Origin of the sequence: Enterobacter sp. SA187, from assembly GCF_001888805.2 — a bacterium.
In the GTDB taxonomy this organism is placed as follows: Bacteria; Pseudomonadota; Gammaproteobacteria; order Enterobacterales; family Enterobacteriaceae; genus Enterobacter_D.
Genome location: NZ_CP019113.1, coordinates 3,255,977 through 3,268,164, shown reverse-complemented (window position 1 = coordinate 3,268,164; position 12,188 = coordinate 3,255,977). Strand labels below are relative to the sequence as shown.

Genomic DNA, 12,188 nt, shown 5'->3' with positions numbered 1-12,188 from the left:
TGACTGAAGTCAGGGAATATACAGACACTTTGCTTTCATTCGAAATCTAATGATTTCTTAAGTGAAAGACATCAAATCTGCCGTTCAAATAACATGCCGATCAGCGCCTGATAATGTTGTTCTTCTTCCTGGCTGCCGGCCTGTTCAAGGCGTACCAGTAATTTTGTACAAAGATTTTTGCGATTGAGATGGCGACCTGTCGTCAGGATTTCCACCACAATTTCACCCAGCGTTTCCTGCTGAGTCGGCAGAGCGGCTTTACTAAAATATTGTGCAATGGCAGCAGATGAATCGAAGGTATACCCGTCCTGTTGCATTGGTCGCTCCTGTTAAATGTGCTGAACTTGTTAACTTGTCGACTAAGTTATACAAACTTTCTAAACTTGTACATAGCCAGCGTACAGGTTTTTAGGTATTTTGGAGTCTGGAGGATATATCGTCCTCATTTCAGTCTGTTAGGGTCGAAAATAAATTGGCGGTGTAAATGGGGAGTTGTACAGCTTATACAAGGCAAATTTGTACTCAGAATGACTTTCGTATCGGGCTTAAGCCACTGTAATATCTGGACAAAAATATATTTTCTGAAGACCACAGACGGACAAGACGAATAGCCTGGCATCTGTTAATGTTGGCCGCAGATATCACACTCTCGGGGAAAAAATGCTCACAACCATCATCTACCGCAGCCATATATGCGATAACGTTTCAGTTAAATCGCTGGAAGAAATGGTAGCGGGTGCAAACCAGATAAATAGTCGGGCAAATGTTACGGGCATTTTACTTTTCAACGGCACGCACTTCTTCCAGTTGCTTGAAGGCCCTGAAGAAAATGTGGTGGAAATTTACCGTCATATCTGTCGCGACCAACGCCACTATAACGTAGTGGAGCTTCTGTATGATTACGCTCCTGCAAGACGCTTCGGCAAAGCCGGTATGGAATTGTTTGATTTACGGCAGTCCGAAAAAGAGGAAGTTTTGCAGGTCGTACTGGACAAAGGCACGTCGAAATATCAGTTAACGTATAACGACAGGGCGCTGCAATTCTTCCGCACCTTTGTCGAAGCCACAGAAAAAGAGAATTATTTTGAGATCCCTGCCGGCGATGCATGGGAATTTGTACCCGATGATGAGGTTGTACAACTTGGCGCACCGTTGAAATCAACGTCAACAGAGTACAGCTTTGCGTTTCAGCCCATTATCGACCCGCTGACCCGTGAAATCGCGTCGGTAGAAGCGTTGTTACGTACACCGGATGGCGGCGGCCCGCAGGCGTATTTTGCGGGTATGCAGGGGGATGAGGTATACCTTGCCGATCTGCACAGCAAAAAAGTCGCTTTTGCGATGGCGGGGGGATTAAACCTGCATGAGCAGGCGTTGTCGGTAAATCTATTGCCGATGACGCTGGTGAAAATACCCGAAGCGGTTGATGTGTTGTTAGAGGGTATCGCCACCAGCGGACTGGTGCCGGAACAGATCATCGTGGAGTTTACCGAAGGCGAGGTAATATCCGGTTTTGACGCCTTTACCGGCGCGGTGCGTCAGCTGAAAGCCGCAGGTATCAGCGTGGCCATCGATCATTTCGGCGCAGGTTTTGCCGGTCTGCAATTGCTGACGCAGTTTCAGCCGGACAGGATCAAGATTAACCGCGAGCTGATTAAGAACGTGCATACAAGCGGTCCGCGGCAGGCGGTGATACAGGCGATTATTAAATGCTGCCACTCGCTGGAAATTGCCGTTTCCGCGGTGGGCGTCGAGAAAGCAGAAGAATGGATGTGGCTGGAGTCGGCTGGCATCAGCCAGTTCCAGGGACATCTTTTTGCCCGTCCGGCCTTTGATCAAATCCCGCAGGTGGCCTGGCCGGAAAAGAAAGCCGACTTATAATCATCCGCTACACCTTTGTACAAGCCCCGCAGAAGCGGGGCTTTTTTTTCATTCGAAAATTATAAATAGTGTTGATAAACAGTCACATAATTCTTGTACAACAAAAAAGGGTTTGTACAAGCTCAGGATATTGGTTAGTTTAAGGTGAAGTGTTAAATAGATGTACAAAGGAGACCTATGGCTCATTACAGTATTGGCGATGTCGCTGAACGATGCGCAATCAATCCTGTAACGCTGCGGGCCTGGCAACGTCGTTATGGATTGCTGAAACCTCAGCGCAGTGAAGGCGGCCATCGACAGTTCGATGAAGAGGATATTCAGCGCATCGAAGATATTAAGCGTTGGATCAAAAGCGGCGTACCGGTCGGAAAGGTGAAGGCATTGCTGGAAGCAAAAGAAGTGGCGGTGGACGACGGCTGGTCATTACAGCAGGAAGAGATGATGGCCGTGCTGCGCCGCGTGAATCCTGCGAACTTACGCGCCAAAATCAATGAAGCAGGGCGTGAGCACCCGGTCGATGCCTTAATCGATCATGTTTATACCCCGGTGCGTCAGCGTTTAAATCTCGATCAAAATACTGCCCGCGCGATGAGCAGCCTGCTGGATGGCGCGCTGATTGAATACGCCGTGAGCTGTGTCGCGCAGGCACGTTTAAAACCAGGTAAAGAGGCGCTCCTGATTGGCTGGGATACTGACGACCGTACCCGGCTGTGGCTGGAAGCCTGGCGTCTTTCGCAGCGAGGCTGGCATATTGACGTGCTCGCCGAACCGCTGGATCTGCCGCGTCCGGAACTCTTCCCGGGGCAGCATATTTTTATCTGGACAGGTAAAACCCTGACGCGCCGCCAGCAGGAACAGTTTGAGCACTGGCACGAACAGGGTTTCACCATCGTATTTCACGGTAAGTAAGCGTTATTTTCCCCAGCGGCCACGCAAATAGCTGACCGCCTCCCGGGTCTGGGGCTGATTAAGATAGTCTTCCCTGAACAGAATAGTGCCGTTGATATTCGGCACAGACTCGTTCAAATCGATCTGTTTTTTCAGCTCCGGCACACCGCCGTTAATTGTCCAGTCGGGTTCATTTTTCGACGCTTCACCCACTTTATATAATGCGACGCCAATATACAGGCGCGTATTTGTCGGCTTCACCACGTTTGCCCACCAGTGCGCCAGCACATCGTAACGCGCCGCATCCCGTGCAAAAGGCCAGTAGATCTGCGGGGCGATATAATCCAGCAATCCCTGTTGTACCCAGCGCCGCGTATCCGCAAAGGATTCGTCATAGGCCGCCGCGCCGCGCGTGTTCGAACCGGAGGGATCGTGGGAAATATTGCGCCAGACCCCCGCCGGGCTGACGCCAAATTCCACTTCGGGTTTCAGCTGCTTGATGGTGCGCGACACCTGTTCGATCAGCTGTTGCGTATTATGCCGCCGCCAGTCTGCTTTCGAAGCAAATCCCTGCCCGTACTGCCGGAATGTCTGGCTGTCGTTAAGCGGCGAACCAGGCGTTTCCGCATAGAAATAATCATCGAACTGCACGCCATCCACCGGGTAACTTGTCACCACTTCCGCCACAATGCTGGTGATCCAGTCGCGCACTTCCGGAATGCCGGGATCGAGCACATAGCGGTCCCCTGCGGTACGGATCCAGTCACGGTGCAGCACAAAAATACTGGCAGGACGCAGCGCCAGCGTACTGTTCAGCTCGCTGGCGGTAGAGGGTTTGATATTGGTGGAGACGCGATAAGGGTTAAACCAGGCGTGGACTTTCATGCCGCGCCGGTGCGCTTCATCCAGCATAAACTGCAACGGATCGTAACCGGGATCCTGACCAATTTTTCCGGTCAGCATATCTGACCACGGCAGAATTTTTGACGGCCACAGCGCTGTACCGTCGGGTTTTACCTGGAAGAAAACGGTGTTGATGCCAAGCCGCTGCAAATTATCCAGCTTGGTTTTCAGCGCTTCCTGCTGCATCCGGATGCGCACCGCGCTGCTGCTGCCGTTGACCGACTCACGCGGCGGCCAGTCAAGGCGGGACACCGTCGCCAGCCAGACCCCGCGCACCGGTTCGTCAGACTGTGATGATTTATCCGCCAGCGGCTGCTTTGTCACCGGCGGCAGCGGGGTGACCAGCGAATGCGGCGCTCTGGAGGAACAGCTGGCAAGCAGCAGAGCGCAGCCGGTAAGGGCAGCCACGCGGGCAACGCGGCGCAGGCGCGGCAAGCGATGATAACGGGCGATGATAGTCTCCGGATTCGCATTAAGCGGTGTGGGTGGCGTCATTTTCATGGTATTCAGACTTAAGTCAATGAGTTAGATAACTGGTAATGATGGTAGTCTCTCCTGAATCAAATGAAAAATGAGATCCCGATCTCTGTGCCGATGTAACGAAATGACATGTGAACGGGCTAACATTTTTGAGCCTGATCACACTCTATAGTTACTGCACATCAAACAGAGACACAGTAACTTCTTATGGCATCCCTGAAAGACGTCGCCAAAAAAGCCGGTGTATCAACCGCCACCGTATCCCGGGTGCTGAATAATCATCCGGGCGTGAATCCGGAAACGCGCCAGGCGGTGCGGGATGCCATGGATTTTCTCTGTTATGTGCCACTGAAAAGCGCCGTGCAACTCAGCGGAAAATGTTCGGGTCTGATTGGCGTGGTATTACCCAATCTGGTCAACCCTCACTTTTGCGAATTACTGGCCACCTTTGAAGAAGAGGCCCGCTATATTGGCAAATCGGTGATTGTGAAAACGCATCAGAATCAGCCGCAACAGGATAAACAGATTATTCATAGTCTGATTGGCATGGGCATAGACAGTCTGCTGTGGGTGCCCACTGAAGCCGAGGCGGAATTATCGGAATGGCTTCGTGCCACCCACATACCGGTGGCGGTAGTCACGCAGGTCTCCCGCTTTTTTAATTCAGTGTCCATTAACCAGACCCGTGGCGCGGAGAATATCGCCGGGCATTTTATTCATACCGGCCACACTGCCTTTGGTTTTATCGCCCAGGACGGGGTGGATAATCGCAAGGTGTCGGCCTACAGCAGGAAAATTACCGGGCACGGCCTGCAACTGGCGCTGGCGCACCAGTTCTGGATCGGTAAAGGCGAGGGGGAGAGAACCTCCGGGCATATCCATAACCTGGACGTGATCATCGATAAACTGAAAAATGACCCGGCGCGCTGCACCTGTCTGCTGGTCTATAACGATGTCGCCGCCTGCTACATTATCGATGGCCTGAAAGCGCAGGGGCTGACCGTTCCGGACGATATTGCCATCGCCAGCTTTGATAATACTGTGCTGGCGCAAACACAAAAAATAACCAGCGTCGCGCAGCCAATAAATGAAATTGCGCACCTGGCGTTTCAGATGGTGAAAAATAACAGCCAGCTGGAAAGTATCGACATGGTGGAGATCGTTTCGCGGTTAATTATCCGCGAGAGCAGCGTCAGGCTGAATATCACCACCTTATGACGCGTTAATTTTTTATCTGAATTTTATTACCACGACATTTATCCCGGATGGGACCGGTCTGATGACCCGTGCCCGGCGTTCACGACTGCGCAATGAAAAGGTACACGATATGTCTGTCACTCTGTCTGTAAAAACAACATCAAAGCACAGCGCTTATGAAAAGCTCAGCCTGAAAGAAAAAGTGGGCTACGGCATGGGGGATGCCGGTTCCTGCATGATCTGGAGCGTGCTGGCACTTTATCTGACCTGGTTTTACACCGATATTTATGGCCTCGATGCCGGCGTCGTGGGCACCTTATTTCTGGTGATCCGTATATTTGATGCCTTCAGCGATCCGGTGATGGGCGCAATATGCGATCGCACTAAAAGTCGCTGGGGCAAATTCCGCCCGTGGTTGCTGTGGATGGCGGTGCCTTTTGGTCTGGGCGCGGTGGTGATGTTTACCACGCCCGATCTGACGATGAGCGGCAAAATAATCTATGCCTGGGTGACTTATCTGGTGATGTCGCTGATTTATACCGCGATAAATATTCCCTACTGCTCGGTGGCGGGTGTGATCACGCTGAATCAGAAAGAGCGGCTGGGCTGTCTGTCGTGGCGCTTCTTCCTGAACGGACTGGCGACGCTGATTGTGTCCTCGTCTATTCTGCCGCTCACCGAATGGCTGGGAGAGGGCGACCGCGCGGCGGGTTTTCAGCAGACCATGATGATCATGGGTGCTGCCGCCACCCTAATGTTCCTGTTCTGCTTCAGCAGTATTAAAGAGCGGGTGAGATCAGTAAAAGCCAATGACTCCTTAATGCGCGATCTGAAAGACATCATCAAAAATGATCAGTGGCTGCTGATGATCTCTATTACCTTTTTAAACGTTTTCCCGGCCTTTATTCGTGGGGCGGTGACTATTTATTACGCCACCTATGTGATGCACGCCTCGGTAGGATTTGTGACCTTTTTTATGGCGCTCGGCGTTGCCTGCAATATGTTCGGCAGCGTGATTGCCAAACCGCTTACCGACCGTTTCGATAAAATTAAGCTTTTCCGCATTATCAATATTATTCTCGGCATTCTGTCATTCGCGCTGTGGTTCGTTGATCCGCAATCACTGACGCCGCTGCTGGCGCTGTTTATCGTGATCAATATTCTGCATTTGATCCAGTCCGGTCCGATTCTGTGGGCGATGATGTCTGACGTGGATGATTACGGTGACTGGAAATACGGCAAGCGTCTGACCGGCATCTCCTTTGCGGGCAATCTCTTTATGCTGAAAATGGGGCTGGCAGTCGCCGGGGCTATCGTCGCCTGGATCCTCTCCTTTACCGGCTACGTCGCCAACCAGCCGCAACAAAATCCGCAAACCCTCCAGGGCATTATTATCATGTTCTCCTTACTGCCGATGGTGAGCTATTTCATCAGCGCCTGGATGGTGCGTTATTTCAAACTCGACAATCAACTGCTGGAAAGAATCAAAGTCGACCTGGCTAAACGCGAACTTTCTGTCATGTAAATGAGGATCTACTGATGACGAGCAATAACCATTATGATGTCACCCGCTGGCATACCGGTAACCCGTACAGAGATATTGGCGAGGTGATCAACAGCATCATCGCCGATATTAAAAGCCGACAAACGCAGACTGATAGTAACGGCGGCGGCAAGCCCGGCGCGGTCATTTATATTCCGCCGGGTGATTATCACCTCACCACGCAGATACTCATCGACATCAGTTACCTGAAAATCATGGGCGCCGGGCATGGCTTTACGTCTTCCAGCATCCGCTTTAACGCGCCGCAAAATGAATGGCCGAACTGGCATGAAATCTGGCCGGGCGGCAGCCGTATTCTGGTGGATATTGCCGCAGGCGACGGGCAGCCGGAGCATGCAGGGGCGGCCTTTTATGTGGAGCGCAGCGGCGAGCCGCGCATCAGCTCGGTGGAGTTTTCCGGCTTCTGCATCGATGGGCTGCATTTCGTCGATGACGACCTGGGGCATAACGATCCGGAAAACAGCTATGTGAACGGTAAGACGGGGATTTATATCGCCAGCGCCCAGGACTCGTTTCGCATCAACGGCATGGGTTTTGTCTATCTGGAGCACGGCCTGACCATTTACCACGCCGACGCGCTGTCGGTGCATGATAATTTCATTGCCGAATGCGGTAACTGCGTGGAACTGCGCGGCGCGGGCCAGGCCTCAAAAATTACCGATAACCTGATCGGGGCAGGCTACAAAGGCTACTCCATTTATGCGCAGAATTTTGGCGGGCTGCTGATCGCCGCCAATAATATCTTTCCGCGCGGTAAAAGCAGCGTGCATTTCTCGGGGGTGGCGCGATCAAGTATTACCGGCAACCGTTTTCACGCCTTTTATCCGGGCATGGTGATCCTTGAAGATAACTGCTCGGAGAACCTGATTTCCGCCAACCATTTGCTGCGTGACCGCGAGCCGTGGCCGCCGATGCAGGGCTACGATAACGGCCTTGATGACAGCTTCGGGCTGGTGCATATCAATGGCGATCACAATTCCGTGATCGGTAATCATATCTCTGCGTCCCCCGACACGGCGCTTAGCACACCGCCGGACACAAGGCCGGTGATCATTCATCTCGTCGTCGGGCAGGGGAATTACATCGCTAGTAATCATATCATCGCCACCCGCGAAGCAGGTGCTGAACAGTCTGCTGACGCTGGCTCCTGTTTTACCACCCAGGTGGGGGCCTTGCTGGCAACGGATCGCCGCGTTGCGCTGGCGGTGACAGCCGTGCTGGTGGCGTCCGCAGCCACGCACAATACGGTGCTGGATTCCGGGGCGGATCACCAGGTCATACTGGACCGCAGCCTTAACGCCTTTCGCGCCACACCCGTGCCCGGCCAGCCTGTTTAGCCGCTGAATCGTTAAAGCATTATCTGTTCAACCCCGCATAATTACGGCAATCGTGCGGGGATTTTTCATTCCTCATGCGATCAAAACCACATAATTTCCCTTAAAAACGCTGCTTTTCCCGGCAGGTGAACCTCGTCACATTTCTTTAACCTGCTAATCAGTAGATTCGGGCGGGTCAGTCAATAATCGATTCAGCAAAAAGGACGAAAAATGAAAATTAAACTGGCTTTAACGGTGCTTGCAGTAATGATTTCGGGACAGGTGGCGGCAAAAACCTGGGTGCTGACCAGCGCTGAACAGGGCGTGGAAAAAGGAAACTGGAAGATTTCCAGCCAGGAGCTGAACGTCAAAGATCACAGTTTCAGCATTGAGCAAAAAGTGCTACATGGCGGTAAGCAGGAAGGGAGTAAAATACTCATCCTTACCAGTAAGGACGGGCTTACCATCACCCTCAGTCCGACGCGCGGTATGAATCTGCTGCGTGTGGAAGGCTTCGGCTCAAAAATGGGCTGGGAGTCGCCGGTGAAAGAGGTGGTTAACCCGGCGTTTATTAATCTGGAAAGCCGTAACGGGCTGGGCTGGCTGGAAGGTTTCAACGAAATGATGGTGCGCTGCGGCTACGAATGGACCGGTCATCCGGTCACCGCTGACGGCCAAATCTATACGCTCCATGGCAAAGCGGGGAATACGCCCGCCTCGCAGGTGGAAGTCGAGGTAGCGGACGCCGCGCCCTATGAGATCCGCATTCGAGGGTTGATTAAAGAGAGCACCTTCAAGAAAGCGGATTTGCAGACCCTGACCGAGCTGCGCTACGTGCCGGGCAGCAACAGTTTCAGCCTGCACGATGTGCTGACCAACGATGCGGACTATCCGCACGATTACCAGATCATCTATCACAGCAACTTCGGCATGCCGATCCTGGAAGAGGGCGCGCGCTTCCTCGCGCCGATGTCCGCTATCAGTCCGTTCAATGACTATGCCAAAGAGGGCCTGAAAAACTGGCAGACCTACGCCGGGCCGACCAAAGGCTTTGACGAGATGGTATTCAACATTCAGCCGCTGGCAGGGGAAGATCATCAGACGCTGGCGGCCGTGGTGAACAAAGCGGGTGATAAGGGCGCATCCATCCAGTTCGACACCCGCCAGTTGCCGGTGCTGACGCTATGGAAAAATACCGACACCCTCAAACAGGGCTACGTCACCGGCATTGAGCCGGGCACCAGTTTTGCCTATCCGGTGACCATCGAGCGCGAGCAGAAACGCGTGAAGCAGCTCCAGCCAGGGGCGAGTACGCAGTTTGATCTGACCTACACCCTGTTGCACAGCAGTGAACAGGTGGCGGACGTTGAGAAGAAAATTACCGCCATTCAGGGCGAGACGAAAATCGACGAGAACGCCACGCCGATCGCAAAAGAGTAATCCCGGCACACGCGCCCGCCTGTCCGGGGGCGCGTTTTACAACGACTCGCGCAGCAGCAGCGGGCTTTCCACACGGACAGTATCGCGATGAGTTTGCTGTTGAATGATATGCAGCGCGCTCAGACGACCAATCTCATAATGCGGCAGCTGCACCGTCGAGAGCGGCGGCACAAACAGATCGCCGATGCCCACCATATTGTCGTAACCCAGTACCGCCACGTCCTGCGGAATGCGCAGCCCCTGTGCCAGCAACGTCTGGTAGACCATAAAAGCGATGCGGTCGTTACCGCAGATCACCGCGTCGAACTGCGGTCTGCCGTCGTGGATATGCGCCAGCAGCAGGGCGGGCATATCGCGGTAGTGTTCATCGCCAAATTCCATATACGCGTGGTTAAGCGTATGCGGATCGATACCCGCTTCGCGACAGGCGCGCTCCAGCCCCTGACGGCGGCGGATGGTCGCCAGATGCTTTTCCGGGAGATGCAGACAGAGCGGGCGGCGATAGCCCGCCGCCAGCAGCGCTTTCACTGCGCTGTACTGACCCTGTTCGTCATCCGGAATATAGCTGGCCACCGGATCGTGCAGGCTTTCACAGTTCGCCAGCACGCAGGGCAGCGTCAGCAGCTTGGCGGGCAGCGGCACCTGGCGCAGGCCCATGGTGGTATAGATAATGCCGTCCGGTCGGTGGGAGAGCAGCAGATCGACCATGGTGTCCGGGCTGTCGTCGGAAAACATGTTGACCACAAAACTGTTCCAGCCGTGGGCGCGGGCGGTTTCTTCAATAGAAAGAGTGATCTCCACCGAGAAAGGCGTGGTCACAGTATCCAGCGCCAGCACGCCGATGGTGCTGGGGGAGGCATGGGCGCCGCGGATCTTTTTGGCGGACAGATCCGGCACGTAATTGGTCTGTTCTATGGCCTGCTGTACGCGAGCCAGGGTTTCCGGTTTTAGCCGTTCCGGGCTGTTAAGCGCACGCGAGACGGTCATCAGCGATACGTTTGCCAGTTTTGCCACATCTTTCAGGGAGGCCATTCTTTTACTCCATCATTGCCGCGCTGCCAGCGGCAGTATAACTAAGTTGCTGATGTAAAAGGATCATACGCTATTCCTTTTCCGCTGTGTCGCAGTCTGTGGGTCTGAAATGTTGATCGCGATCTCATCTCCATTATGTTAACGTTAACTTTTGTGATTAACATCATGAATCTCAGCAAAACGGCGTGAAGGTGAGATTTTGTTAACGTTACCATTAGCGCATTACTCCAACACGAGATCGCCATGATGAAAGTCCATCATTCTCACAGTTACCCTTTACTCAGTGCCTTGCTGTTCTTCTTTTTTGTCACCTGGTCCTCCTCAGGCTCGCTGCTTTCCATCTGGCTGCATCAGGAAGTCGGGCTGAAGGCGGGGGATACGGGGATTATTTTTGCCGTACTGTCGGTTTCGGCGCTGTTCGCGCAGATCTGTTACGGCTTTGTGCAGGATAAACTCGGTCTGCGCAAGCATCTGCTGTGGTATCTGACGGCGATGCTGATCCTCTCCGGCCCGGCGTATTTGCTGTTCGGGCATCTGCTGACCATTAACATTCTGCTCGGCAGCGTATTCGGCGGCATTTTTATCGGCCTGACCTTTAACGGCGGCATCGGCGTGCTGGAATCCTACACCGAACGCGTGGCGCGTCAGAGCCAGTTTGAATTTGGTAAGGCGCGCATGTGGGGATCGCTGGGCTGGGCGGTGGCGACCTTTTTCGCCGGGCTGCTGTTTAACATCGATCCGCGGCTGAACTTCGCGGTTGCCAGCTGTTCCGGGCTGGTGTTCATGGTGCTGCTGGCCCGTCTGCGGGTCTCCTCCGCGCCCCATGCCATGCAGGAGGCGGTGGCGGGCGGTAAAGTCACCCTGGCGGACGCGCTGCGTCTGTTGACGCTGCCGCGCTTCTGGGCGCTGGTGTTCTTTGTCGTCGGCACCTGTATTTATGGCGTCTACGATCAGCAGTTCCCGGTCTATTTCTCGTCACAGTTCGCCACGTCGCAGGAAGGCAATGCGATGTACGGCTATCTGAACTCCTTCCAGGTGTTTCTTGAAGCCGCCGGGATGTTTTGCGCGCCCTGGCTGGTGAACCGCGTCGGCGCGAAAAACGGCCTGATCTTCGCGGGCATGGTGATGGCAATGCGCATGATCGCCTCCGGGCTGGTGGAAGGGCCGCTGCTAATTTCCATCACCAAACTGCTGCACGCCGTCGAGCTGCCGGTGCTGCTGGTGGCGATCTTCAAATACAACAGCCTGAATTTCGACAAACGCCTCTCATCCACGCTCTATCTGGTGGGATTTGCCTGCACCAGTTCGGTGATCGCCTCGGTGCTGTCGCCGCTGGCAGGCTACAGCTACGAAAAATATGGCTTCGCCGAATCCTATCTGTTTATGGGCATGCTGGTGTTCGGCATCACCTTTATCTCCATCTTTTTACTGCGATCCGGCAAGGCTTCAGCGGATCCGCAGGTACCCCAACTTTCCGCTATCTGAAT

The 12,188-nt window shown here is 53.7% G+C and carries 10 protein-coding genes; 7 read left to right on the top strand and 3 right to left on the bottom strand.

What is annotated here, in order from left to right:
• Positions 1-71 precede the first annotated feature (71 nt).
• Positions 72-317, bottom strand: coding sequence for a regulatory protein YcgZ (ycgZ, locus tag BMF08_RS15685; protein WP_072568475.1), 246 nt, complete (start codon positions 315-317; stop codon positions 72-74).
• 343 nt (positions 318-660) lie between these two features.
• Here ycgZ and BMF08_RS15680 point away from each other — a divergent pair, with 343 nt between their 5' ends.
• Entirely contained in the window at positions 661-1,881 is a 1,221-nt protein-coding gene (locus BMF08_RS15680) for a diguanylate phosphodiesterase (RefSeq protein ID WP_072568474.1), read from the top strand.
• Positions 1,882-2,058: 177 nt separating this feature from the next.
• Positions 2,059-2,790 (top strand): MerR family transcriptional regulator, encoded by a 732-nt coding sequence (locus BMF08_RS15675; protein ID WP_072568473.1) that lies wholly within the window; start codon positions 2,059-2,061, stop codon positions 2,788-2,790.
• 3 nt (positions 2,791-2,793) lie between these two features.
• Here BMF08_RS15675 and BMF08_RS15670 read toward each other — a convergent pair whose 3' ends face one another.
• The gene (locus tag BMF08_RS15670; RefSeq protein ID WP_083580949.1) at positions 2,794-4,167 is read right to left on the bottom strand and encodes a glycoside hydrolase family 10 protein; all 1,374 of its coding nucleotides are present in this window, start codon (positions 4,165-4,167) and stop codon (positions 2,794-2,796) included.
• A 192-nt stretch (positions 4,168-4,359) separates the two neighbouring features.
• Between BMF08_RS15670 and BMF08_RS15665 the strand changes: the two genes are divergently transcribed.
• The 4 genes from BMF08_RS15665 (at position 4,360) to BMF08_RS15650 (ending at position 9,669) form a co-directional block, all read left to right on the top strand.
• Positions 4,360-5,370 (top strand): LacI family DNA-binding transcriptional regulator, encoded by a 1,011-nt coding sequence (locus tag BMF08_RS15665; RefSeq protein ID WP_072568472.1) that lies wholly within the window; start codon positions 4,360-4,362, stop codon positions 5,368-5,370.
• Positions 5,371-5,479: 109 nt separating this feature from the next.
• Positions 5,480-6,874 (top strand): glycoside-pentoside-hexuronide (GPH):cation symporter, encoded by a 1,395-nt coding sequence (locus BMF08_RS15660; protein WP_072568471.1) that lies wholly within the window; start codon positions 5,480-5,482, stop codon positions 6,872-6,874.
• A 14-nt stretch (positions 6,875-6,888) separates the two neighbouring features.
• Positions 6,889-8,250, top strand: coding sequence for a NosD domain-containing protein (locus tag BMF08_RS15655; RefSeq protein WP_072568470.1), 1,362 nt, complete (start codon positions 6,889-6,891; stop codon positions 8,248-8,250).
• A gap of 210 nt (positions 8,251-8,460) precedes the next feature.
• Positions 8,461-9,669, top strand: a complete 1,209-nt coding sequence (locus BMF08_RS15650) for an aldose 1-epimerase family protein (protein WP_072568469.1) — start codon at positions 8,461-8,463, stop codon at positions 9,667-9,669.
• Between the two features lie 36 nt (positions 9,670-9,705).
• On the opposite strand, the gene BMF08_RS15645 is transcribed toward BMF08_RS15650, so the two are convergent.
• Positions 9,706-10,701, bottom strand: coding sequence for a LacI family DNA-binding transcriptional regulator (locus tag BMF08_RS15645; RefSeq protein WP_072568468.1), 996 nt, complete (start codon positions 10,699-10,701; stop codon positions 9,706-9,708).
• 243 nt (positions 10,702-10,944) lie between these two features.
• Between BMF08_RS15645 and BMF08_RS15635 the strand changes: the two genes are divergently transcribed.
• A complete protein-coding gene (locus BMF08_RS15635) occupies positions 10,945-12,186 on the top strand; it encodes an MFS transporter (protein ID WP_072568466.1) in 1,242 nt (413 codons plus the stop codon).
• Positions 12,187-12,188 lie beyond the last annotated feature (2 nt).